This window comes from Massilia sp. ZL223 (genome assembly GCF_018119395.1).
Classification (GTDB): Bacteria; Pseudomonadota; Gammaproteobacteria; order Burkholderiales; family Burkholderiaceae_D; genus Telluria.
Genome location: NZ_JAGPWD010000027.1, coordinates 19103 through 43985, shown reverse-complemented (window position 1 = coordinate 43985; position 24883 = coordinate 19103). Strand labels below are relative to the sequence as shown.

General features: G+C 66.6%; 18 protein-coding genes and 1 tRNA gene. 16 read left to right on the top strand and 3 right to left on the bottom strand.

What is annotated here, in order from left to right; genetic code table 11:
- Nucleotides 1–165 precede the first annotated feature (165 nt).
- The gene (adk, locus tag KBW95_RS16630) at nucleotides 166–822 is read left to right on the top strand and encodes an adenylate kinase (protein WP_211522827.1); all 657 of its coding nucleotides are present in this window, start codon (nucleotides 166–168) and stop codon (nucleotides 820–822) included.
- Nucleotides 823–987: 165 nt separating this feature from the next.
- On the opposite strand, the gene KBW95_RS16625 is transcribed toward adk, so the two are convergent.
- On the bottom strand, nucleotides 988–1515 hold the full coding sequence (locus KBW95_RS16625) for a DsbA family protein (RefSeq protein WP_211522826.1): 528 nt from the start codon (nucleotides 1513–1515) through the stop codon (nucleotides 988–990).
- 397 nt (nucleotides 1516–1912) lie between these two features.
- On the opposite strand from KBW95_RS16625, the gene KBW95_RS16620 reads away from it, so the two are divergent.
- From KBW95_RS16620 to KBW95_RS16585, 8 genes are all read left to right on the top strand, one after another.
- Nucleotides 1913–2524, top strand: coding sequence for a hypothetical protein (locus KBW95_RS16620; protein ID WP_211522825.1), 612 nt, complete (start codon nucleotides 1913–1915; stop codon nucleotides 2522–2524).
- 122 nt (nucleotides 2525–2646) lie between these two features.
- The gene (locus tag KBW95_RS16615) at nucleotides 2647–3405 is read left to right on the top strand and encodes an SDR family NAD(P)-dependent oxidoreductase (RefSeq protein ID WP_211522824.1); all 759 of its coding nucleotides are present in this window, start codon (nucleotides 2647–2649) and stop codon (nucleotides 3403–3405) included.
- A 107-nt stretch (nucleotides 3406–3512) separates the two neighbouring features.
- Complete coding sequence (gene ggt / locus KBW95_RS16610) at nucleotides 3513–5294, top strand: gamma-glutamyltransferase (protein ID WP_211528791.1); 1782 nt, start codon at nucleotides 3513–3515, stop codon at nucleotides 5292–5294.
- Between the two features lie 60 nt (nucleotides 5295–5354).
- Nucleotides 5355–6524 carry a patatin-like phospholipase family protein gene (locus KBW95_RS16605; RefSeq protein WP_211522822.1) on the top strand — a complete coding sequence of 390 codons (1170 nt, stop codon included), beginning with the start codon at nucleotides 5355–5357 and terminating at the stop codon, nucleotides 6522–6524.
- Nucleotides 6521–10801, top strand: a complete 4281-nt coding sequence (locus KBW95_RS16600; RefSeq protein WP_211528790.1) for a hybrid sensor histidine kinase/response regulator — start codon at nucleotides 6521–6523, stop codon at nucleotides 10799–10801. The genes KBW95_RS16605 and KBW95_RS16600 overlap by 4 nt, the downstream gene beginning before the upstream one ends.
- A gap of 27 nt (nucleotides 10802–10828) precedes the next feature.
- Nucleotides 10829–11563: a response regulator gene (locus tag KBW95_RS16595; protein WP_229429813.1), complete on the top strand. Its 735-nt coding sequence runs from the start codon at nucleotides 10829–10831 to the stop codon at nucleotides 11561–11563.
- A 106-nt stretch (nucleotides 11564–11669) separates the two neighbouring features.
- Nucleotides 11670–13328, top strand: a complete 1659-nt coding sequence (locus KBW95_RS16590; protein ID WP_211522820.1) for an AMP-binding protein — start codon at nucleotides 11670–11672, stop codon at nucleotides 13326–13328.
- On the top strand, nucleotides 13325–13870 hold the full coding sequence (locus KBW95_RS16585; protein WP_211522819.1) for a MarR family winged helix-turn-helix transcriptional regulator: 546 nt from the start codon (nucleotides 13325–13327) through the stop codon (nucleotides 13868–13870). Before KBW95_RS16590 ends, KBW95_RS16585 begins: the two co-directional genes overlap by 4 nt.
- Before the next feature lie 55 nt (nucleotides 13871–13925).
- Here the strand turns inward: KBW95_RS16585 and KBW95_RS16580 are convergent, their stop codons facing one another.
- A complete protein-coding gene (locus KBW95_RS16580; RefSeq protein ID WP_211522818.1) occupies nucleotides 13926–15215 on the bottom strand; it encodes a right-handed parallel beta-helix repeat-containing protein in 1290 nt (429 codons plus the stop codon).
- A 351-nt stretch (nucleotides 15216–15566) separates the two neighbouring features.
- Here KBW95_RS16580 and KBW95_RS16575 point away from each other — a divergent pair, with 351 nt between their 5' ends.
- Nucleotides 15567–16595, top strand: a complete 1029-nt coding sequence (locus KBW95_RS16575; protein WP_211522817.1) for a hypothetical protein — start codon at nucleotides 15567–15569, stop codon at nucleotides 16593–16595.
- A 93-nt stretch (nucleotides 16596–16688) separates the two neighbouring features.
- Here the strand turns inward: KBW95_RS16575 and KBW95_RS16570 are convergent.
- Nucleotides 16689–16763: transfer RNA gene (locus tag KBW95_RS16570), tRNA-Arg, on the bottom strand.
- A 235-nt stretch (nucleotides 16764–16998) separates the two neighbouring features.
- Between KBW95_RS16570 and KBW95_RS16565 the strand changes: the two genes are divergently transcribed.
- The 6 genes from KBW95_RS16565 to KBW95_RS16540 all read left to right on the top strand — a co-directional run bounded on the left by KBW95_RS16565 (nucleotide 16999) and on the right by KBW95_RS16540 (nucleotide 24807).
- A complete protein-coding gene (locus tag KBW95_RS16565) occupies nucleotides 16999–18927 on the top strand; it encodes an ATP-binding cassette domain-containing protein (RefSeq protein ID WP_211528789.1) in 1929 nt (642 codons plus the stop codon).
- A 44-nt stretch (nucleotides 18928–18971) separates the two neighbouring features.
- Nucleotides 18972–19730: a CAAX prenyl protease-related protein gene (locus KBW95_RS16560; protein ID WP_211522815.1), complete on the top strand. Its 759-nt coding sequence runs from the start codon at nucleotides 18972–18974 to the stop codon at nucleotides 19728–19730.
- A 36-nt stretch (nucleotides 19731–19766) separates the two neighbouring features.
- On the top strand, nucleotides 19767–20981 hold the full coding sequence (gene epsL, locus KBW95_RS16555) for an XrtB/PEP-CTERM-associated polysaccharide biosynthesis outer membrane protein EpsL (protein WP_211522814.1): 1215 nt from the start codon (nucleotides 19767–19769) through the stop codon (nucleotides 20979–20981).
- Between the two features lie 29 nt (nucleotides 20982–21010).
- A complete protein-coding gene (locus tag KBW95_RS16550) occupies nucleotides 21011–22393 on the top strand; it encodes an undecaprenyl-phosphate glucose phosphotransferase (protein ID WP_211522813.1) in 1383 nt (460 codons plus the stop codon).
- Between the two features lie 306 nt (nucleotides 22394–22699).
- Nucleotides 22700–23815, top strand: coding sequence for a GDP-mannose 4,6-dehydratase (gene gmd / locus KBW95_RS16545; RefSeq protein WP_211522812.1), 1116 nt, complete (start codon nucleotides 22700–22702; stop codon nucleotides 23813–23815).
- A gap of 2 nt (nucleotides 23816–23817) precedes the next feature.
- Nucleotides 23818–24807, top strand: a complete 990-nt coding sequence (locus tag KBW95_RS16540; RefSeq protein ID WP_211522811.1) for a GDP-L-fucose synthase — start codon at nucleotides 23818–23820, stop codon at nucleotides 24805–24807.
- The last annotated feature ends 76 nt before the right edge of the window (nucleotides 24808–24883 follow it).

Here is a 24883-nt window from a genome sequence, read left to right as displayed (position 1 = left end):
TCAAGGCGTCTGCGCTGCGTCAACTTTTGTTGCCGGCGGAAGGCCGCAAGGTGGCGTTGATGCTGACTTTTGTGGTAACTTTCGTGTCAAGCTAGTCAGATATGCATCACGCGCGATCGCTCGCACCTCACTATTCCACACATCCATTAGAACACTAGGAAACTCATGCGTCTCATTCTGTTAGGAGCACCCGGCGCCGGCAAGGGCACCCAGGCCAACTTCATCAAAGAGAAGTTCAACATCCCGCAAATCTCGACCGGCGACATGCTGCGCGCCGCGATCAAGGCAGGGACCGAGCTGGGCCTGGCTGCCAAAAAAGTGATGGATGCGGGCCAGCTGGTGTCCGACGACATCATCATCGGGCTGGTCAAGGAGCGCCTGAAGGAAGCGGATTGCGCCAACGGCTACCTGTTCGACGGCTTCCCGCGCACCATCGCGCAGGCGGACGCCATGAAGGACAGCGGCGTGAACATCGACTACGTGCTGGAAATCGACGTGCCGGACGACATGATCGTCGAGCGCATGTCGGGCCGCCGCTCGCACCCGGGTTCGGGCCGCGTGTACCACGTCAAGTTCAACCCGCCGAAGGCCGAAGGCGTCGACGACGTGACCGGCGAGCCGCTGGTCCAGCGCGACGACGACAAGGAAGAGACCGTCAAGAAGCGCCTCGAGGTGTACCACAACCAGACCGAAGTGCTGCTGGGCTACTACAACAAGTGGGCGCAGTCGGGCCTGCCGGGCGCGCCGAAGTACCGCAAGATCTCGGGCGTGGGCCCGGTCGAGCAGGTGCGTGAGGCGGCGTTTGCGGCGCTGGCCGAGTAAGCGTTTTTTCGCTTGATGACAGGAGCGGCCCGATGGGCCGCTTTTGTTTTTTGGGTGATTCGACGAACTTGGGTTCCGGCCTCCGCCGGAACGACGGCATTAGGCGCGGGCCAGGGGAGGCATTGTCGGCATATCGTAGGGTTGGCAGGTCTCATGCCAACGCGTTCAACGCACGCCTAATGCTTCCTCGATCGCCTTCGTCAGCGATTCCTTATCTGAATCCCCCGGATACCGCTGCCCGTTGAAGAAAAAGGTCGGCGTCCCCGTCGCCCCGACCCGCGCAGCGTCTTCCGCATGCTCGCGCACCTTGTCGCGATAGCGCCGGTTCTCGACATCCCGCCTGAAGCGCTCCATGTCCAGTCCGATCTGCTGCGCCAGCAGCGGCAGGTTGGCTGCGTTCAGCTGGCGCTGTTGCTCGAACAGGGCGTCGTGCATGGCCCAGAACTGTCCCTGCGCCGCGGCCGCTTCCGCCGCCTCGGCGGCCAGTCCGGCCAGCGGATGCAGGTGCTCGAGCGGCAGGTGCCGGTACACCAGCGCGATCCGGCCGTCGTGCCGCTCCTGCAGGTCGGCCAGGGTCGGGCGCGCCCGGCCGCAATACGGGCACTGGAAGTCCCCATACTCGATCACCACCAGTTCCGCATCGCGCATGCCGCGCAGATGGTCGTTCGCCGCCGCTGTTACCTGCTCGCCCATTGCCGCTCCGTTCTCCCAAACTTACGTACAGCTACTCGATGCTGCTTAAAGTTGGCCATACAGTTGGGTTCCTGCTTCATAGGGGCCGGTTTCACTTTGCGCTCGGGCGCAAGGCCAGCGCCTTCCCCTCCACAGGCAGTCACGGTGGAACTCACCGCAAGCCAACTCAGTTTCATTGGCATGTAGACGTAGCGCAGCAAGACACTACGAGCTTCGGCTACAACGTTCGAACTGAGTGCTTCTGTATGACTAATCAAAAATGAATAAGTTTCGCGCGAACTGTTAGAACCCTGCGGCATGTCGCCGCGCAATCATGTGAGAATGTGTTTCGTGTGCGCCGTGCCCGCCTGGGCAGGCCGATAATGGGTTCACGGTCATCAAGCCCACGAGGAGAACCATGAACCATTCTAGCCATATCCTCCTGCTTGCCGTCGCACTCTCGGCGGCCGGCATCGTCCAGGCCCAGGCGACCGGGGGCGCGTCCCAGGAAAAAGAGAAGGCGCGCGCGACCGGCCCGACCTACGGGCCCGTGCTGAATCCCCAGGCGGCGCCGTCGCCCCAGCCCATCCCGGCTGCCGATGCCCGGCCCCAGGCCCAGGAAGAGCGCGCCGCGCCGGCCCAGCAAGCCCGGCAGCGCCAGGACGAGCCCGATCCCTCGGCCCGTCCCGCACCCCAGCCGCCCCAGCCGGAACCCGGCCAGAAGGCCCAGCAAGCGCCCAAGAAGGATCCCAAGGCCAAGCCTGCGCCGCGGCGCCCCGGCGCCCAGCAGCGGATCGAGCCGACGGCGCGCATCACAGCACCTTCAAGCCAGCCTTACGCCCGCGTCCCCGTCCCGGTCGCCCCCGCGCCCACACCGGGCGCGCCAGGCGGCGCCCAGATCAGCACCTGCCAGGGCAACGTCTGCACCGATGCCAGCGGCACCTCCTACGCGACCGGCGTGGGCAACGCGGCCGTGAACAGCAGCGGCCGGCTGTGCAACCGCAACGGGACCGTGATGCAGTGCTTTTGACAAGAACATGGTTTTTCCGGGCAAAAGTTCGCTACAATGCCGCTGCTTGACGTTTACGTAAAGGTCAATCGCGCGACACTGAGCGCGGACCGGCGTCATATGAACTTTTACAAGGGAAAACCATGCAAATTCAGAACAATGTGTTCATCGTCACCGGTGGCGCGTCGGGCTTGGGAGCGGCCACTGCGCGCATGATCACGGAAGCCGGCGGCAAGGTCGTCATCGCCGACGTGCAGGCCGAAGCGGGCGCCGCCCTGGCGGCCGAGCTGGGCGGCCAATTCGTCAAGTGCGACGTCACCTCGGAAGCCGACGGCCTGGCCGTGGTCGCCGCCGCGACCGCACTGGGCACGCTGCGCGGCCTGGTCAACTGCGCGGGCGTGGCGCCGGCAGTCAAGACCGTGGGCAAGGACGGCCCGCACCCGCTGGACGCCTTCCAGCGCGCGGTGAACATCAACCTGGTGGGTACCTTCAACATGGCGCGCCTGGCCGCCGATGCGATGGGCAAGACCGAAGCCGGCGAGTACGGCGAGCGCGGCATCATCATCAACACCGCCTCGGTCGCGGCCTTCGACGGCCAGATCGGCCAGGCCGCCTACGGTTCGTCCAAGGCCGCCGTCGCCGGCATGACCCTGCCGATGGCGCGCGACCTGGCGCGCAGCGGCATCCGCGTGATGACCATCGCGCCGGGCATCTTCGAAACCCCGATGCTGATGGGCATGCCGCAGGAAGTGCGCGACTCCCTGGGCAAGATGGTGCCGTTCCCCCCGCGCCTCGGCATGCCGAAGGAATACGCGCACCTGGCCAAGGCCATCATCGAGAACGTGATGCTGAACGGCGAAACGATCCGCCTGGACGGCGCGATCCGTATGCAGCCTAAATAAGCTGTTCTGTAAGCAACCGGCAATTGTTGTACGATGCCGGGGTAGCGGGCGCGGCCAATCATGGGGCATCCCATATTGCGCGCCCGCCTTGCTTTTGGAGAGCCGATTTGAACCGATTCACACTGATTACCATCGGCCTGGCACTGGCCGGCGCCTTCCAGTCTCCCGTCCACGCACAGGACACCCGCCAGGCCGCACCGGAAGCGGCCACCGGCTACCAGGACAAGGCCGGCTGGCCCGCGAAAAAATACATGGTCGCCGCCGCCAATCCGCTCGCGGTGGACGCCGGCTACCAGATCCTCAGGAAGGGCGGCAGCGCCATCGACGCCGCCATCGCCACCCAGCTGGTGCTCACCCTGGTCGAGCCCCAGTCCTCTGGCATCGGTGGCGGCGCCTTCCTGGTCCACTATGACGGCAAGCAGGTCCAGGCCTTCGACGGCCGCGAGACCGCGCCGGCCAGGGCCGACGAGCGCCTGTTCCAGCGTCCCGACGGCAAGCCGCTCTCGCGCGTCGAGGGCATCGTCGGCGGCCGCTCGGTAGGCGCGCCCGGCGTCTTGCGCATGCTGGAGCTGGCCCACCGCCAGCACGGCAAGCTGCCCTGGAAAGCCCTGTTCGAGCCGGCCATCCGCCTGTCGGAACAAGGCTTCGCCGTCAGCCCGCGCCTCAACGGGCTGCTGAGCTACGACGCCCACCTGCGCAAGGACCCGGTGGCCGCCGCCTATTTCTACGACCCTGCCGGCCGTCCCTGGCCGGTCGGCCACGTGCTGAAGAACCCGGCCTTGGCCAGGACCCTGCGCGAGATCGCCGAGGGCGGCGCCGACGCCTTCTACAGGGGCCACATCGCGCGCGACATCGCCGCCAAGGTGGCGGGCCACCCGACCAACCCGGGCCTGCTCACGGCGGCCGACATCACCGGCTACCAGCCGAAGGTGCGCACGCCGGTCTGCAGCGACTATAGGACTTACACCATCTGCGGCATGCCGCCGCCGTCCTCGGGCGGCATCGCGGTGGCCCAGATGCTGGGCATGTTCGAGACCATGGACATGAAGGCGCTGGCGCCGGCCAATGGCGTGCCGGGCCCGCAAGCGGTGCACGTGTTCTCGGAAGTGGGGCGCCTGGCCTACGCCGACCGCAACCGCTACGCCGCCGACACCGACTTCGTGCCGCTGCCGGGCAAGGGCATCGCCAGCCTGATCGACAAGTCCTACCTGGCGCGGCGCGCCGCCCTGGTGGGCCAGCGCTCGATGGGCGAAGCGCCGGCCGGCACGCCGCCGGGCATGGAAGTGGCCGCGAAGTGGGGCACCGACAACGCCATCGAAACCCCGTCCACCTCGCATGTGGCGGTGGTCGACGGCTACGGCATGGGCCTGGCGATGACCACCACCATCGAGGACGCCTTCGGCTCGCGCCAGATGGTCGACGGCTTCATCCTCAACAACCAGCTGACCGACTTCTCCTTCGATGCGCGTGACGCCAACGGCCCGGTGGCCAACCGCGTCGAGGCGGGCAAGCGCCCGCGCAGCGCGATGTCGCCGACCGTGGTGTTCGACAAGAAGACCGGCAAGCTGGCGCTCACGGTCGGCTCGCCCGGCGGCCCGGCCATCATCAACTACGTGGCCAAGGTCCTGGTCGGCACCCTCGACTGGGGCCTGAACGTCCAGCAGGCGATCGCGCTGCCCAACTTCGGCAGCCGCAACGGACCGACCGAGCTCGAAGCGGGGCGCTTCCCGCTGTCCACCGTCGAAGCGCTGCAGGCGCGCGGCCACAAGGTGCGCCAGAGCGAGCAGACTTCGGGCCTGCAAGGCATCGAACGCCTGAACATCCACGGCGTGCCGCTGTGGTTCGGTGGTGCGGATCCGCGACGCGAAGGCGTTGCAAAAGGGGATTAAATGCTGACGAAATGGCACTTATTTCCCTATAGCTAGTCTTTGTTTGCTAAGCTTGGCGGGGTGGACAGTAAAGAAAAAACCGGGCTCATCCTGACTGGGGGCGGCGCACGGGCCGCTTACCAGGCGGGCGTATTGCATGCGGTCCGGCAGATCCTGGTGGAGGCCGGCCGCACCGCCCCCCAATCCCCCTTCGACATCATCTGCGGCACCTCGGCCGGCGCGCTCAACGCGACCGCCCTGGCGTGCCGCGCCGACGATTTCGCCGACGGCGTGCGCGGCCTGCTGTCGGTCTGGGAAAACGTGGCCGCGCACCAGGTCTACCGCGCCGATTCGCTGGCCGTGCTGCGTTCAGGGGCGCGCTGGCTGTCGCTGCTGTCCTTCGGCTGGCTGCTGCGCAAGTGGCACGCTTCGCCGCCCCAGTCCCTGCTCGACAACACCCCGCTGGCCGGCCTGCTGCACCATGCGCTCGACCTGCCGCGCCTGGATGCGGCCCTGGCGGACGGCGTACTGCACGCGCTGGCCATCACCGCTTCGTCCTATAGCAGCGGCCACCACCTGACCTTCTACCAGAGCGCCGCCCAGATCGAGCCCTGGGTGCGTCACCAGCGCATGGCGCTGGCCACCCAGATCGGGGTCGAGCACCTGCTGGCATCGAGCGCGATTCCCTTCATCTTCCCGGCCGTGCCGCTCTACCTGGCGGGCCGGCGCGAGTACTGCGGCGACGGTTCGATGCGCCAGCTGGCTCCGATCGCCCCCGCGATCCACTTGGGCGCCACGCGCGTGCTGGTGGTCGGCGCCGGACGCATGACCGAGCCGGCGCGCGAAGAGGTCAACAGCGGCGGCTATCCGAGTCTGGCGCAGGTCGCCGGCCATGCGCTGTCCTCGATCTTCCTCGACAGCCTGGCGGCGGACGTCGAGCGCCTGCAGCGCGTCAACCACACGCTCGGCCGCATCCCCGACGAGGCGCGCGCCGCCATGCCGCTCAGGCCGGTCAAGCTGCTCGTGATCGCGCCCAGCGAGCGCCTTGACGACATCGCCGCGCGCCACACCCAGAGCCTGCCGCCGCCGGTGCGCACCCTGCTGGGCGGGATCGGCGCGCTGGAATCGCGCGGCTCGGCGCTCGCCTCCTACCTGCTGTTCGAGGCCAGCTACACGCGCGAGCTGATCCGCCTGGGCGAGCACGACACGCTCGCGCGCCGCCAGGACGTCCTGTCCTTCTTCGCCCCATGACGGCCTGCCTGCGACTGCTGCTGGTGCTGGCGGCCTTGTTCTGCGCCGGGTTCGCGCACGCCGGGCCCGAGCCGACCCTGCGCTTCGACCACCTGTCGGTGCACGACGGACTGCCGCAGGAATCGGTGCTGTCCATCGTCCAGGACCGCGAGGGCTTCATGTGGTTCGGCACCCAGTCCGGCGTCTCGCGCTTCGACGGCTACCGCTTCACCAACTACCGCAGCGAGATGGGCAAGCCGAACAGCCTGGCCAACAACTGGGTGCGGATCCTGCACATCGACCGCCATGGCCAGCTGTGGCTGGGCACGGACGGCGGCTTGAACCGCTTCGACCCGGTGACGCGCAGCTTTACCCTGTTCGTGTCCAACGGCCCGGCGCGGCGCGGCAACGGCAACCGCCACATCAAGGCATTGATCAGCGACGGCGCCGACGGCCTGTGGATCGGCACCGGCGACGGCCTGCAGCACTTCGACATGGTGAGCAAGCGCTTCACCAGCTGGCACAGCGAGCCGGGCGCCGGCTCGCTCAGCGACGACGGCATCAACGCGCTGGCGCTGGACGCCAGCGGGCGCCTGTGGATCGGCACCGCGGCCGGCCTGGACAGCTTCGACCCCAAGCGCAAGCGCTTCGAGCACCACGGCGCCGGCCTGGGCAAGCGCGACGCCCCGGTGCACGCGCTGATGGTGGACAGCGAACAGCGCCTGTGGGTGGGCCGCTACGGCGGACTCGAACGCCATGCGCTGCGCGGCGAGGACCAGGGCAAGGTGCGCCGCTACCGGCCCGAGGACGGCATCGGCCGCTTCTGGATCACTGCGCTGTACCAGGAAGAGGGCGGCACGATCTGGGCCGGCACCCACGACGACGGCCTGTTCCGCTGGCGCGAGGGCGGCGACCGTTTCGACCCTTACCGCAACAGCGTCACCGACCGCCGCAGCCTGGCGGACAACTTCGTCTCGGCCCTGTACCGCGACCGCGTCGGCACCTTCTGGGTGGGCACCTGGTATGGCGGCGTCTCGCGCACCGACCTCGAAAGCGGCGGCTTCGCCCGCATCGTCGCCCGTCCGGGCGAGCCCGACTCCCTGGCCGACAGCAAGGTGCGGGTGCTGCTCGAGGACGGCAACCGGCTGTGGGTCGGCAGCGTCACGGGCCTGAGCAACCTCGATCCGGCCACCGGGCGCGCCGTGGTCTACCGCCACGACCCGGCCAATCCGAACAGCCTGATCGACGCCCCGGCCACGGCGCTGGCGCGCGACCGCGACGGCGTGCTGTGGGTGGGCAGCCGCACCGGCGTCACCGGCTTCGATCCGCGCACCAAGCGCTTCCGGCGCAAGGTGCTGCCGGGCGACGCCGACTCCAACAACGTGCGCGGCATGCTGGCCGCGCGCGACGGCTATGTGTGGATCACCACGCGCGGCGGCCTGCACCGGCTCGATCCCGTCACCCAGGACGTCGTCAGCTACCGCCACGACGCCAACCGCATGGCCAGCCTGGCCGACGACATCACCCGTCCGCTGCTGGAGGACCGGCGCGGCCGCTTCTGGGTCGGGACCTTCGACGGCCTCGACCTGCTCGACCGCAAGAGCGGGCGCTTCCGCCACTTCCGCCACGACCCCTACGACAAGAACAGCCTCAGTCACGACGAGATCCACTACCTGCTGGAAGACAGCCGCGGCGACATCTGGGTCGGCACCGCGGGCGGCCTCAACCGCATGATCACGGCCGCCGACGGCTCGGTGCGCTTCGTGCGCTACACCGCGCGCGACGGGCTGGTGGACGACGCGGTCGCCGCCATGCTGGAAGACGCCGACGGCCGCATCTGGGTCAGCACCTCGAGCGGCATGTCCTGCTTCGACCCCAAAAGCGGGCGCTTCCGCAACTACACCTCGGCCGACGGCATCACCGACGGCGCCTTCTTCGACGCCTCGGCCCTGCGCGCCTCCGACGGCACCCTGTACTTCGGCGGCTTCAACGGCATCACGGCCTTCGATCCGAGCGCCATCCGCGACAACCGCACCGCGCCGCGCGCCGTGATCACCGGGCTGCAGGTGTTCAACCGCCCGATCGAGCAGGCCATGCCGGGCCTCCTGACCCGCCCGGTGGAGCAGACCGACCAGGTCACCTTGCCCGACGAAGCGGCCGTGCTGACCCTGGAATTCGCGGCCCTGCATTTCGCCGCGCCCTCGCGCAACCAGTTCGCCTACCGCCTGGACGGCTTCGACCAGGGCTGGGTGCTGACCGGCGCCGACAAGCGCTTCGCCACCTATACCAACCTGGAGCCGGGCACCTACGTGTTCCGCGTGCGCGCCGCCAACAAGGACGGGGTCTGGGGCGAGGACGTCGCCGCGCTGGCGCTCACCATCGAACCGCCGCCCTGGGGCACCCCCTGGTTCCGGATCGGCGCCGCGGCCCTGTTCTGCGCCGCCGTGTACATAGGCCTGCGCATGCGCCTGGAAGGGCTGCGCCACCAGAAGGAACGCCTCGAGCGCCAGGTGGGCGCGCGCACCGAGCAGGTCGAGCACCAGAACCGCGTGCTGGAACGCCAGACCCAGGAACTGCGCGACCAGGAGCGGCGCGTGCGCGCCCAGACCAACGAGCTGCAGAACGCTTACCGCGCGCTGCAGGAGAACGAGGAATTCCTGCGCCAGGCCAAGCAGCGCGCCGAGGATGCGACGCGCCAGAAGTCCGAATTCCTGGCCAACATGAGCCACGAGATGCGCACCCCGCTGGCCGGCGTGATCGGCATGCTCGGCTTCGCGCTGCGCGACGGCGCACTCAAGGACGCCACGCGCGACCAGATCCTGCGCGGCCAGGCCAACGCCCAGGCGCTGCTGGCGATCATCAACGACCTGCTCGATTTTTCCAAGATCGAGGCGGGCAAGCTGAGCATCGAAAGCATCGACTTCGACCTGCACGCGGCCATCACCAACGTGGCCAGCCTGTTCCAGGAACAGGCGGCGGCCCACAGCCTGGACTTCGCGGTGAGCCTGGGCGAGGAGCTGCCGCGCTTCGTGGTGGGCGACCCGACCCGCCTGCGCCAGGTGTTGGTCAACCTGGTCGGGAACGCGTTTAAATTCACCAGGTCGGGCGGGGTGCGGGTCGAGGTCGAGCGCCGCGCCGAAGATCAGCCGAAAGGCGAGGGAGCAGGTCAAGGCGGCCACATGATCCGCTTCACGGTGCGCGACACCGGCATCGGCATCCCGGCCGCCGCGCTGCCGCGCCTGTTCCAGAAGTTCGAACAGGCCGACACCACCACCACGCGCCGCTACGGCGGCACCGGCCTGGGCCTGGCGATCTGCCGCCAGCTGGTGGAGCTGATGGGCGGCACCATCGGCGTCAACAGCACCGAAGGCAAGGGCAGCGTGTTCAGCGTGCTGCTGCCGCTGGCGGACGGCGTCGAGCCGCCCCAGCTCGAGCAGCTGGCGCGCGCGCCGCACAGCCACCGCCTGCGCATCCTGTGCGCCGAGGACTTCCCGACCAACCAGATCATCGCGCGCCTGATGATCGAGGAGATGGGACACCAGGTCGACGTGGTCGCCAACGGCGCCGAGGCGGTGCAGGCCTGTTCCCGCACGCGCTACGACCTGGTCCTGATGGACGGGCGCATGCCGGAGATGGATGGCGCCACGGCGACCCGCCTGATCCGCGCCGGCGGCACCATGGAGTCGCCGGCCATCGACCAGCATGTGATGATCGTCGCGCTCACCGCCAACGCCACCAGCGAGGACCGGGCGCGCTACCTGGCCTGCGGCATGGACGCCTTCCTGACCAAGCCGATCGACGAAGAAGCGCTGCACTACCAGATCGCGCGCGCGATCGAGCGCCAGCAGCAGCGCGGCCTGCCGCTGACGCCGATGCCGGCCCACGACGCCTCCAAGGCGGCCGCGCCCCCGGTGCGCGAAAGCGTGGCGGCGCTGGCCGAGCTGGATGCGATGTTCGGCGTGACGCCGGAAGCTGCGGTTGCGGCGCCGGCGCCGGCCGCGGCCAACCCGGGACGGCGCGCCAACGACCTGAGCGCCCGCCTGCGCGCCGCCTTCGCCGCCGACTTGCCGCGCCGCCGGGCGGAGCTCGACGCCGCCATCGACGCCGGCGACTTCGACACCGCCGGGCGCGTCCTGCACGGTCTGCGGGGCAGCGCCAGCCACCTGGGCGAGAGCGCGATCCAGCAGCTGTGCGCCGAGCTGGAAGCGGCCGCCGATGCGCGCGACGCAACGCGCCTGCGCGCGGGTCTGCCGCGCCTGGCCATCCTGTTTGCCGGATTCGCTACGGGGCAGGCGTGAAGCCCGGCCCGAGCTTGCGCGTTTATAATGCCGGCTTCTAACGAGGGGAAGCCGATGAAGGTGCTGGTGGTCGACGACGACGTCGTTTCGCGCATGATGCTGATGCATCTGGTCGACAGCTGCGGCAGCCACGAGATTCTCGAGGCCGAGGACGGCGAGGACGCCTGGCGCCAGCTGGAGGCCGGCCTGGCCCCGGGCATCGTGTTCTGCGACCTGCGCATGCCGCGCCTGTCCGGGCTCGAACTGCTGGCCAGGATGCGCGCCCACGCGGTGCATGCGCAGCAGCGCTTCGTGCTGGTCTCCGCCTCCGCCGATGCCGCCACCATGGCCGAAGCCGACGGCCTGGGCGCGGACGGCTACATCGTCAAACCCTTCCAGGCCGAGGACGTGCGCGCCCAGTTCGCGCGCCTGGCCGGCGCGCCGGCCGGGGCTGCCGACGAAGACCCGCAGGACGTGGCGCGCCGCCTCGGCATCGATAGCGCGCGCCTCCAGCTCTACCTTGACGGCCTGCAGCGCCAGCTGGCCGCGGCGGGCCCCGAGCTGGCCGGCCTGCTGGCGGCAGGCGAGGGCGATGCCGTGGCCGGGCGCCTCAAGCGTCTGCGCGAGGGCTGCGCCACCCTGGGCCTGCACGCGGCGGCAGCCAGCCTGGAGCAGCTGGAACAGCTCGCCGACGGTGCGCTCGACGCGGCCCGACTCGGACAAGTCCTGGGGCAGGCCGGCGCCGCCGCGCTGCGCCAGGCCGGGCGTGCCCGTAGCGCATAACCGCACTAGAGGCGTCCGCCGCGAACCCCGCAAATCCCTTGCTGCTGGGTTACTTTAGATTTAAAGTACCTGCGGACGCTTGCCTGACCTACCAAAGAGGGCTCACATGACCGATGCCGCACCAGCAGCAGTCTCTTCCACGGAACTGACCCGTTCCGGCTATACCGACGGCTTTGCGCGCGCCAACCTGCCGCCGCGCGCACTCTGGCCGGAATTCCTGTTCGAGCTGCCCGAGCTGCGCTACCCCGAGCGGCTCAACTGCGCGGCCGAACTGCTGGACAAGGGTGTGCAGCGCGGCTGGGGCGAACGCAGCGCCCTGATTGGCGCTCGCGAGACCCTGAGCTATGCCGCGCTGCTGGCCCGGGTCGACCGCATCGCCCACGTGCTGCGCGAAGACCTGCGCCTGCCCACCGGCAGCCGGGTGCTGCTGCGCGGCGCCAACTGTCCCATGATGGCTGCCTGCATCCTGGCCGTGATCAAGGCCGGCTGCATCGCCGTGCCGACCATGCCGCTGCTGCGCGCCCGCGAGCTGGGCGCCATCGCGGCCAAGGCGCGCGTCGGCGCCGTGCTGTGCGCGGCCGCCCTGTGCGGCGAGGTCGAGGCGCTGGCGCTGGATGGCGTGCCCCTGGTCTGCTTCGACAGCGACAAGGAAGAGGGGCTGGAGGCGCGCATGGCGCGTTACGAAGCGCCGTTCGACGCCGTCGACAGTGCGGCAGACGACGTCTGCCTGATCAGTTTTACCTCGGGCACCACCGGCGTCCCGAAAGGCACCATGCACTTCCACCGCGACGTGCTGGCGATCTGCGACTGCTTCCCGCGCCACATCCTGGGTTCTAGCATCGACGACGTCTTCATCGGCACGCCGCCGCTGGCCTTCACCTTCGGCCTCGGCGGCCTGCTGCTGTTCCCGCTGCGCGTGGGCGCACGCGCGGTCCTGATCGAAAAGCTGACGCCGGAAACCCTGCTGGCCGCGATCGAGCAGCAGCGCGCCACGGTATGCTTCACGGCCCCGACCTTCTACCGCCAGATGGCGGCGCTGGCCCCGCAGTTCGACCTGTCCAGCCTGAGCCGCACCGTCTCGGCCGGCGAGGCGCTGCCGCTGGCCACGCGCGAGGCCTGGCAGGCGGCCACCGGCCTGGCCATGATCGACGGCATCGGCGCCACCGAAATGCTGCACATCTTTATCTCGGCGGCCGGCAGAGAGATCCGTCCCGGCGCCACCGGCAAGCCGGTGCCGGGCTACCAGGCCTGCGTGCTCGACGCGCAGGGCCGCCCGGTGGGGCCAGGCGTGATCGGAAGGCTCGCCGTCAAGGGACCGACCGGCTGCCGCTACCTGGACGACCCGCGCCAGCTCGATTACGTGAAGAACGGCTGGAACCTCACGGGCGACGCCTACGAGATGGATGCCGACGGCTACTTCTACTACCGCTCGCGCACGGACGACATGATCATTTCGGCCGGCTACAACATCGCCGGGGCCGAGGTCGAGGAAGCGCTGCTGCGCCATCCGGCCGTGGCCGAGTGCGGCGTGGTCGGGCGCCCGGATGCCGAGCGCGGCCAGCTGGTCGAGGCGCACGTGGTGCTGCGCAGCGGCCAGGCGCCCTCGGATGCGCTGGCGCAGGAGCTGCAGGAATTCGTCAAGCAGCAGATCGCACCCTACAAATACCCGCGCGCTGTGCGGTTTCGCGAACAGTTGCCGCGCACCGAAACCGGTAAGCTGCAACGGTTCAAACTACGCGCCGAGACGGCCCAGGGAACAGCATGAAGGATGTCGACGGTCGGGGAAGCGACGGCTTGCGGGAGGCGCCGGAGGATCTGGACAGCCTCGACCTGGAGAGCCGGCTGACGCAGGAACACCACCAGTCGCTGCGCCTGTGGCTGCGCATGCTGTCGTGCACCTTGCGGATCGAGAACGAGATCCGCAGCCGCCTGCGCACCAGCTTCGGCATCACCTTGCCGCGCTTCGACCTGATGGCGCAGCTGGAGCGCCATCCGGACGGCTTGCGCATGGGCGAGCTGTCCCGGCGCATGATGGTCACCGGCGGCAATATCACCGGCATCACCGACCAGCTCGAGCGCGAGCAGCTGGTGGTGCGCGTGCCCGATGCGAAGGACCGGCGCGCCTTCGCCGTCAAGCTGACGCCGGCAGGGCGCCTCGCCTTCGCCGAAATGGCCGCCGTGCACGAGCGCTGGATCGACGAGATCCTGTCCGAGATCCCGGCCGAGGACAAGGACAGCATGATCGGCCTGCTGTCCACGATGAAGCGCCGGATCCGGATCGGCGACGGACGTCCGGCAAGCAGCTAGGCCGCCACGCACGCTCCGGTGCATTCGCCGACGGACCATACCCAGCCCGCGGCGTTCAGCCGATGCAATTATCCGTCGACTGCAGGAGAGGGAAGACCGTCTGCTGGTTCAGGTAATTGGTGCCGAGCGCGATGGCGGAGTTCGCGATGTTCGGATCGCGGGAAATAGCTGTGCTCGTCACGCTGCCGACGTGGCGGCAAGTCGTCCGCCCGGCAGGATAGGAGCCGACCAGCATGTTCCCGCCCACGTACATCATCTGTGGACTCGCCTTGATGCCGCTGATGTTCAGGCCGATCGTGCCGCCGCTGATCGTATTTCCCTCGAAGCGTCCGCCGAACACGGGCTTGTTTTTCGGGTACCAGGGGCTGGGACCGATATTGACCCCGAAAAAGCATTTCCCCGGCGCGCAGCTTACCGTATTGCCCGAGATGGTCGAGTCGCTGAAGTCGCCGGTCTGCAGCGAGTCCAGCATGAAGCCGGCAAAGGCCTTGATCTTGTCCTGAGTTACCACGTTGTTCAGGATCTTGGTCCGCGCGGAACCAAAGGAGATGAGGCCCACGTCGCTGTTGTCGATGAAGCGGTTCTCCTGGATGGACGAGTCATCGGCCAGGACCACCGACAAACCGTCGGACCACAGGTAAGGGGTGTCGTTGTCGCCGTTGTTCGCGAAGACGTTCCTTTCGATCGTCGCCTTGCTTCCGGACCAGGCCAGGCCGGTGCCGCAAACGGCGTTCACCGAAGCGGAGTAGGTCACGCTGCAGGAGGTGCAGCTCTCGATCGAGGCGTTGAAGCCGTAGCGATTGTCGCCTGCAACGCAGCGGTCGCGCGCCACGCCGAGCAGGCGCTCGGCGCGGTTGCCGTCGAGCGTCACATGATCCATGACGAAGCCTTCGACGGCGACGCCTTCGCCACCGACAAACAGGATGCCGAACTTTTCCGCGAGCAAGGGGGATGCCTTCAAGGTGGCGCAATCGGCGCCCTGGGTGCAGGTCGCCGTCGAGCCGGCCAACCCCTTGGTCCTCAGGGTGAAGGGGAACCTGAACCTCAACTGCGAGCTCATCAGGTAGGTGCCCGGAGGCAGTTCCAGGGTTCCCTTGGCCCCGATCTGGTCGACGCAGGCCTGGATGGCTGCCGAGGCCGGTACTTCGCCGGTCGGATCGGCGCTCTGGCCGGGGCAGATCTGGACCAGCGAGGCGGTCCTGACGGCGGCTGCCGATGCGGAAGGGACACTGGAAGCCGTGGCAGGTGCGGCATCTCCACTACCGCCGCCGCAGGCGGTCAGGACGGTAAGGCAAAGCAGGACAGGCAGGAGAAGCGTGGTGCGGGAGCGTGACGTGAACTTCAAGGGAATCTCTTCAGGACAGAGGAAGGTCGCGTGGCACGACCGGCAAAGCCCTTGAGTTTACTGGGGGGTATTAAGTCCAGGCAACACAAATTTCGTTAAAACAACAATGGTTAAATTTAAGGATTTGAAGTTCCCAATGTTATTGCCGAGCAAGAACTCTGCAAGCGATGGCACCGTATCCGCGTGTTGTTTCAGCGGCCTGTCGTCTAGGCATTCATATGCAGAACCGGCAAACCGGCGCAATATGTAGCTCGGTAGTGTGGAAGCCTGGTGCTACCTGTCGCAGGTGGTTTGACAAGCCAACTTGTTAAAGGAGAGAAAATGAGATTTCCTAAGCCAGCAATAGCTATCATGACAGCCCAGTTCTTTGTGACAGCCGCGGTCATCGGTGCCGAGGACTGCGGTATCCCTGGGAAGATTACAGTCAAGAACCGCGCCGGCGACAAGATGAAAGCCAGCACGCGCAAATTCGCCGATGGGTCCATCGCCGTGCGTGCGCGGCTGGCCGTGAATCCGGACGGTGGCCCGGCGTCGTATACGGTTGGCGATCACGGTTTTACTTACCTGCAAAATGGTATGTCCCGCTGGAACGGTAAAGAGACTCAATCCTGCGATGCCACCTGTGCCGTGGAATTTTCTCAGGCCGCAAAGGCCGGGTTCGGCCCCGGCACACCAATGTTTTGTGTGTTCGGCATGGAGGTCGAAGCCTTGGCGCCCGGGCGGAGTCCCACGTCATGCAAAAAGGGCTACGTGGCTGGTAATGGGATAGGCAGGCCGAAAATGGGAGCCTTGCTGGAAACCGTAGCAGGAGAACAGATTCAAGCCTACTTCTCCGCCACGTCCCTGCGGCACCTGGTGGATGGCGAAGCGCGGTACCTGGATGCCGAGTCGCTTCCCGTTGCGGTCACCCCCACCGAGGACCTGCTGGGCAAAGTGGTATGGATCGGTGGTGCGGGCTACAAGCCGACATGGGCTGTGATCGCCGACAGCGGACCTGCCTTTGGCGAGGGTTCGATTGCCCTTCACCAGTTGCTCCGCTATGGCAAGGTATCGCCCCAAAAGCCCGGACCCATCCCCGTGGCGAAACGCTGCAGTCCGGAAGAGCTGAACCTCAAGGCGCCCTTCGTTTCCAAGCCGGATATCAAAACCGACAGATGCAGGCAGGGCCACGTTGCCTCGTCAGGAAGCGATATTCGCGCTTATACGGGGATTAATCAGATGCTCGACTTTGTCATCCTCGGGAAAGACTTGCTGGCCAAAAAGGGAGGGGTCATCCAGTCCCAGGTCACTCAGGAAGCGCTCCAGGCCGCGGCAAGCGTTTATTCCGAGCAGCGTATCCAGCAGATGCTTTCCTGCCTTCCTAAGGAGCCGATGGATTGATTCGCGATACGGCGCAGCCGAGTGCCAGCGCCAGCCGATCGGCGCCACTTATCCGGTCGGACGGGCTGGCAGATGAGGGAAGGTCTATCGAGTTGGTCCCTCCGACTGGAATCGAACCAGTATCCCACGCTTAGGAGGCATGTGCACTATCCATTGTGCTACGGAGAGGACGCGAGCGCCGCCGTGAAGCGGGCAGGGCAGTCACCCGGCAGAACCAGGCCTGCAGTCCGGCGGGCGGACCCCGCGAACGGGCCGGAACCGTGAACCGAGCGCAATTATAGCCGAGGATGGCCGGATTGTTCGAGGCCTTGCCCCACGAGTCGGTACAATACCGGTCTCATTCAATCATTTCATGCATTTGTCGCTGCGGCAGCAACCCGCGCCCGCAGGACGCTAACCCATTATGGCTGTCATCTCCCTTACTTCCGCCCAGCTGGCCTTCGGCCACGTGGCACTGCTCGACCACGCCGACTTTTCGCTGGAGGCCGGCGAGCGCGTCGGCCTGATCGGCCGCAACGGCACCGGCAAATCCTCGCTGCTCAAGATTATTTCCGGCCGGTCCAGGCTCGACGACGGCCTGCTGGTCATGCAGCAGGGGCTGAAGATCGCCTACGTCGAGCAGGAACCCGTGTTCGACCCCGAGGTCACCGTGTTCGACGCGGTCGCCGCCGGCATGGGCGAGCAGCAAGCCATGCTCACCGAGTACGAAGAGCTCACCGGCAAGTTCGGCCAGGGCGACGACGAAGCCCTGATGGAACGCATGCACGAGCTGCAGTCGAAGCTCGACGCCCTCGACGGCTGGAACCTGGCGCACAAGGTCGACACCACCCTCGACCGCCTGGGCCTGGCGCGCGAAGCGAAGATGGGCACCCTGTCCGGCGGTATGCAGAAGCGCGTGGCCCTGGCCGTGGCACTGGTCTCCGGCCCGGACGTGCTGCTGCTCGACGAACCCACCAACCACCTCGACTTCACCTCGATCAAGTGGCTGGAAGGCCTGCTGCGCGAATTCCGCGGCTCGGTGCTGTTCATCACCCACGACCGCAGCTTCCTCGACAACGTGGCCACCCGCATCGTCGAACTCGACCGTGGCCGCCTGCTTTCCTTCCCGGGTAATTTCTCGACCTACCAGGAACGCAAGCGCGAACTGCTGGCCAACGAGGAAGTCGAGAACGCCAAGTTCGACAAGTTCCTGGCCCAGGAAGAAGTGTGGATCCGCAAGGGCGTGCAGGCGCGCCGCACCCGCGACGAAGGCCGCGTGCGCCGCCTGGAAGCGCTGCGCCTGCAGCGCGCGGCACGCCGCGACCAACAAGGGCAGGTCAAGCTCGACGTCGGCACCGGAGAACGCTCCGGCAAGATCGTGGCCGAGCTCGAGAACGTCTCCAAGCGTTACGGCGACAAGCAGATCATCACGAATTTCACCGGCACCATCCTGCGCGGCGACAAGGTCGGCCTGATCGGCCCCAACGGCGCCGGCAAGACCACCTTGCTCAAGATTATCCTGGGCGAGGAGAGCGCCGACAGCGGCACGGTCAAGCTGGGCACGCGCCTGAACGTGGCCTACTTCGACCAGATGCGCGCCCAGCTCAACGAAGAGGCGAGCCTGGCCGACACCATCTCGCCGGGCAGCGACTGGGTCGAGATCAATGGCCAGCGCAAGCACGTGATGACCTACCTGAGCGACTTCCTGTTCGCGCCGGAACGCGCGCGTTCGCCGGTCAAGTCGCTCTCCGGCGGCGAACGCAACCGCCTGCTGCTGGCGCGCCTGTTCGCCAAGCCGGCCAACTGCCTGGTGCTCGACGAACCGACCAACGACCTCGACATCGACACCCTCGAACTGCTCGAGGAATTGCTTGAGGACTATACCGGCACCGTGTTTCTCGTCAGCCACGACCGTACCTTCCTGGACAATGTCGTGACCCAGGTGATCGTTGCCGAAGGCGCCGGCATGTGGCGCGAATACGTCGGCGGCTATACCGATTGGGAACGCGTGAAAGCCAGCGAACCCGCGTTCCAGCCCGCGAAGGCCGCGGAGGCGCCGAAGCCTGCCGTGACGAAACCGAGTGGTATGTCATCCACCGCACAGAGCCCTGCCGCTAAGAAGGTAAAGTTGAGCTACAAAGAGCAGCGCGAACTGGAGGAACTTCCTCAGCTGATCGCGACTCTTGAAGATGAGCAGTCGGCGATTACAGCACAGATGAATTCGCCGGACTTCTACAAGCAGAATCCCGGCGATGCCAAGCGCCTGAATGCGCGCTACGCCGAGATCGACGATCTGCTGCTCGACGCCCTGGAACGCTGGGAGCGCATTGAAGCTCGCGCCAGGGGAGAGTAGCCTAACGAAACAGGCAAGCGGGCCAGGCGCCCGCCATTGAATCCATGACCGAGAACAACGAACAACGCATCGTTTCCTCCGCGCCCAAGGCGCTCTCGGTCCATCATGCTGCAGCGAAGTCCTCCCCGGCGGAGACGCCGTTCCTGAGCCGCGCCGCCTGGGCGCGGATCCTGCCTTTCGGCACCTATATCTTCTTCATCATCCTCGGCGACATGCTCGAGCGCGCCGGCTTCGCGCGCGCCGAGCTGCGCTGGCTGTATCCGGTCCAGATCGGGCTGGTGGCCGTGCTGCTGGCCGTGTTCTGGAAGCAGTACGCCGAGCTGCGACACGCTTTCATCACATTCAGGCAAGCCGCCGTCGCCATCGCGGCCGGCGTGCTCGTGCTGGTGCTGTGGATTAATCTCGACGCGCCCTGGATGGTGGTCGGATCGAGTCCCGGCTACGACCCGCGCACCGCGGGCGAGATCGACTGGCTGCTGGCGGCTATCCGCATCGCCGGCGCCGCCCTGGTCGTGCCCGTCATGGAAGAACTGTTCTGGCGTTCCTTCCTGATGCGCTGGGTGGAAGCCTCGGACTTCGAGCAGGTCGATCCGGCCCGAGTCGGTCTCAAGGCCTTCCTCGTTCCCGTCGTGCTGTTCGGCTTCGAACACAATCTCTGGCTGGCCGGCATCGTCGCCGGCGTCGCCTACAGCCTGCTCTACATGCGGCACCGAAACCTGTGGTCGCCCGTGCTGGCCCACGCCGTCACCAATGGATTGCTGGGGATCTGGGTGGTGACGACGGGCAGCTGGGCGTTCTGGTAATCCGACTAGCGTCGCACTTTCGAGAAGACAAACAACATGCTGAGTTTCCGCTACCGTCCCCTGGCCGCCGCCGTGATCGGCGCCCTCATCACCCTGCCGGCCGCATCCGCATTCGCGGCCCCGCCCGAAGAAGGCATGCGCCTCTACGGCGGCATCGGCTGGGCCTACGACGACAACCTGCTGCGCATTCCCGACAACGCGCGCCCCTTCCAGGGCAAGCGCGGCGATTCCTACCGCACGCTCGAAGGCGGCGTGGTCTACAACAAGCGCATCAGCCGCCAGCGCATTTCCGCCGTCGCCAAGGCGTCCAAGGTCAAGTTCGATCACTTCAAGCAGCTCGACTACGATGGGCGCGACCTGCAGGCCCAGTGGAACTGGGAGATCGGCAACAAGCTGGAGGGCAAAGCGGAAGTCAACCATGTCCAGACGCTGGCGCCTTACACCGACTTCCAGAGCAACGAGCGCAACCTGCGCAAGCTGCGCCGCCAGTTCTTCGATGCCGGATGGAAGATGCATCCGAGCTGGAAGCTGCGTGCGGGCGTGGCGCGCGAGCGCTGGGACTACGAGCTGCAGGCCCAGCGCTTCAACAACCGCACCGAAAAGGCGGCCGAGGCCGAGCTGATCTACCAGCCCAGGAGCGGCAGCTCGGTCGGCCTGGTGGCGCGCCGGGTGAAAGGCGAGTTTCCCATCCGCCGGCCCAACCGTCCGAATCCGCTGCTGACCGACGACTTCACGCAGGACGAACTGAAGGCACGCGTCAACTGGCTCGCCACCGGCTCGACCACCCTGCAGGCGCTGGTCGGCTATGTGCGGCGCGAGCAGCCGTCCTTCGGCGAAGGCAAGACCAGCGGCGTCAACGGGCGCGTGACGGCGCTCTACCAGCCGCGGGGCAAGATGAGCTACAGCGCCTCGGTATGGCGCGAATTCGCCCCGATCGAAAGCACCGTCGTCAGCTACACCCTGAACAAGGGCGCGATGCTGGGGGCGACCTGGAACGCGACCGGCAAGGTCAAGGTCGACGCCAGCGCCATCTACGAAAAGCGCGACTACAACGCGCGCCGGGAGTTCCCCGGTTCGGAAGACCTCAACGACACGATCCGCTCCGCCAACCTGCGCGCCACCTGGCAGGTCAAACGCAAGATCCAGGTGCAGGCGGGCTATTCGCACCAGGCGCGCAGCGGTTCGCGCGTACTCGGCACCAGCCGCTTCGACGCCAACGTGGTGCAGGTCGGCGCCAACGTCCTGTTCTGACGTGGACACCAAGAGAAAAGACGTGAAACATGACGGTCAACGATATTCCGATTATCTCGTTCTTCCAGCGCGTGCTCGATCCCCTGATCGTCATGGGGACCCTGTATCTCGCCACGCTGGTGTACGGCGAGCCGTTCTCGGGATACTCGCTGGTCCTGATGATCCTCGCGTTCTTCATCTCGTCCTCGGTCTACCAGCACATCGATCCCTACCGCACCTGGCGCAGCGGCCGCATGCTGGCCTATGCGCGCGACACCGTGTTCGGCTGGTGCGTGACGATCGCGGTCCTGTATTTCCTGGGTTCGGCGAGCGGCCTCAAGTACTACTATGACGAGCGCGTGCTGCTGGCCTGGTTCGTCGCCACGCCGGTCACGATCCTGGTCAGCCACATCGCGGTGCGCCGCGCCACCGGCAGCCGCGACCGCGGCGAAGAAGTGCGTTCCATCGTGGTGGTGGGCGCGAACGACGTCGGCATCAAGTTCGCCGGCGTGTGCGACCGCCATCCGAACCTCTTCATGCAGGTGATCGGCTTCTTCGACGACCGCGCCGACGAGCGCAAGCCTGCCAGCCTGGTCCACCCGATGCTGGGCAAGATGGCCGAGGTGGCCGCCTATGTGCGCCAGCACAACATCAAGATGATCTTCATCAGCCAGCCGATCTCGGCCCAGCCGCGCATCCGCAAGCTGATCGACGAGCTGAAGGACACCACGGCCTCGGTCTACTTCCTGCCGGACGTGTATGTGTTCGACCTGATGCAGGCGCGCTTCGACACCGTCGGCGGCATGCCGGTGATCGCGATCAGCGAGACGCCCTTCATGGGCTTCAACAGCGTGCTCAAGCGGGGCAGCGACGTCGTGATCTCCCTGTTCGCCCTGATCCTGCTGGCGCCCCTGATGCTGGTGATCGCCATCGCCGTCAAGCTGAGTTCGCCGGGCCCGATCATCTTCAAGCAGCGCCGCTACGGCCTGTACGGCGAAGAAATCTATGTCTACAAGTTCCGCTCGATGACCGTCACCGACGACGGCCCGGTGGTGGTCCAGGCCAGGAAGGACGACCGGCGCGTGACCCGGGTGGGCGGCTTCCTGCGCCGCACCTCGCTCGACGAGCTGCCGCAATTCATCAACGCCCTGCAGGGACGCATGAGCATCGTCGGCCCGCGTCCGCATGCGGTGGCCCACAACGAGCAGTACCGCAAGCTGATCAAGGGCTACATGCTGCGCCACAAGGTCAGGCCGGGCATCACCGGCTGGGCCCAGGTCAACGGCCTGCGCGGCGAGACCGCGACCCTCGACAAGATGGAGGCGCGCATCCAGTACGACCTGGACTACCTGCGCAACTGGTCGCTGTGGCTCGACCTCTGGATCATCCTGAAGACGGTGAAGGTCGTCTTCACCCGCGAAAACGCGCACTAAGCGTACCAGGGCGCCTTCCGGCGCACAGTGAACCGGACCGTTTCCGGCGCATCGAACAGCAGCGGGCCGCGGTTTGCCTGGATTGCTAACTGTAACTAATTTGCGCTAAAGCACGCGCATTTACGTGTGAAAACACGTCATCGTACGAAAGGGCAACGATTTACTTAAGTCCTACTTAAAAGAGGTGCGCACGATTGCGGTCTTGTTTGCACGACCATGCACGCTGCGTAGAATCATTGATGAGTTTGCAAGTTTTTCGGAGGGCCGGCTGCCTCTGGCAAACAGGAAACACAAGGACAAAACAAGATGAAGAAAGCTCTGATCACCGGGGTAACGGGCCAGGACGGCTCTTACCTCGCGGAACTGCTGCTTGCGAAAGGGTACGAGGTCCATGGCATCAAGCGCCGTGCCTCGCTGTTCAATACCCACCGCATCGACCATATCTACCAGGATCCGCACTCGGACAATCCGCGCCTGATCCTGCATTACGGCGACCTGAGCGACACCTCCAACCTGACGCGCATCATCGCCCAGGTCCAGCCGGACGAGGTGTACAACCTGGGCGCCATGAGCCATGTCGCGGTGTCCTTCGAGTCGCCCGAATACACGGCCGACGTCGACGCCCTCGGCACCTTGCGCCTGCTGGAGGCGATTCGCTTCCTGGGACTGGAAAAGAAAACCCGCTTCTACCAGGCCTCGACCTCCGAGCTCTACGGCCTGGTCCAGGAATCGCCCCAGCGCGAAAGCACGCCTTTCTATCCGCGCAGCCCTTATGCGGTGGCCAAGCTCTACGCCTACTGGATCACCGTCAATTACCGCGAAGCCTATGGCATGTATGCCTGCAACGGCATCCTGTTCAACCACGAATCCCCGCGCCGCGGCGAGACCTTCGTCACCCGCAAGATCACGCGCGCGCTGGCCAACATCTCGCAAGGCCTGGAGCGCGAGCTCTACCTGGGCAACCTGGACGCGCTGCGCGACTGGGGCCATGCGCGCGACTATGTCCACATGCAGTGGCTGATGCTGCAGCAGGACAAGCCGGAAGACTTCGTGATCGCCACCGGCCGCCAGTACTCGGTGCGCCAGTTCGTCGAGATCGCCGCCGAGGAACTCGGCATCGAGATCGCCTGGCAGGGGGAGGGCGTGCACGAACGCGGCATCGTGGCGCGCATCCATGGCGACAAGGCGCCGGGCGTGGCTGCCGGCCAGCCGATCGTGGCGGTCGATCCGCAATACTTCCGGCCCACCGAAGTCGAGACCCTGCTGGGCGACCCCAGCCGCGCACGCGAGCGTCTCGGCTGGGAGCCGGCGACCAGCTTCGAAGCGATGGTGCAGGAGATGGTGGCGCATGACCTGGAGACGGCGCGCCGCCACAAGCTGCTGACCTCGCATGGCTACAACGTTGCAATTTCACTGGAGTAAACGTGTCGAACACTACGCAGCCCCGTATCTACGTCGCCGGCCACCGCGGCCTGGTCGGCTCGGCCATCGTGCGCGTCCTGCACGCCCAGGGCCACACCAACATCGTCACCCGCAGCCATGCCGAACTGGAACTCACCGACCAGGCCCAGGTGCGCGAGTTCTTCCGCACCGAGCAGGTCGACCAGGTCTACCTGGCCGCCGCCAGGGTGGGCGGCATCCACGCCAACAACACCTATCCGGCCGAGTTCATCTACGACAACATGATGGTCCAGGCCAACGTGGTGCACGAAGCCTGGCGCGCCGGCGTGAAGAAGCTGCTGTTCCTCGGCTCTTCCTGCATCTATCCGCGCCTGGCGGGCCAGCCAATCCGCGAGGAATACCTGATGAACGGCAAGCTCGAGCCGACCAACGAGCCCTATGCGATGGCCAAGATCGCCGGCATCAAGCTGTGCGAGAGCTACAACCGCCAGTACGGCACCGACTACCGCAGCGTGATGCCGACCAACCTGTACGGGCCCGGCGACAACTACCACCCCGAGAACAGCCACGTGATTCCCGCGCTGCTGCGCCGCTTCCATGAAGCCAAGGCGAACGGCGCACCCGAGGTCGTGATCTGGGGCAGCGGCAAGCCGATGCGCGAATTCCTCTACGTCGACGACATGGCCGCCGCCAGCGTCTACGTGATGAACCTGGCGCAGGACGTGTATGCGGCGCATACCGACCCCATGCACTCGCACGTCAACGTCGGCACCGGCCAGGACGTGACCATCGCCGAGCTGGCGCGCCTGGTGGGCGAGACCGTCGGCTACCAGGGGCGCATCGTCTTCGACGCCGGCAAGCCGGACGGCACGCCGCGCAAGCTGCTCGACGTCTCCAAGCTGGCCAGCCTGGGGTGGCGCGCCAGCACGCCGCTGGCGGAAGGCCTGAAGCGCGCCTATGCGGCTTACCTGGCGGAGCAGGAGGAAGCGCAGCCGGTGCGGGCCGTGGCCTGAGGCGGGCATGCGGTGGGCGACCCGTTTAGCAGAGTGTTAATTGACGTACAGAGAGGCCGGCGTGCGCTCCCCAGAA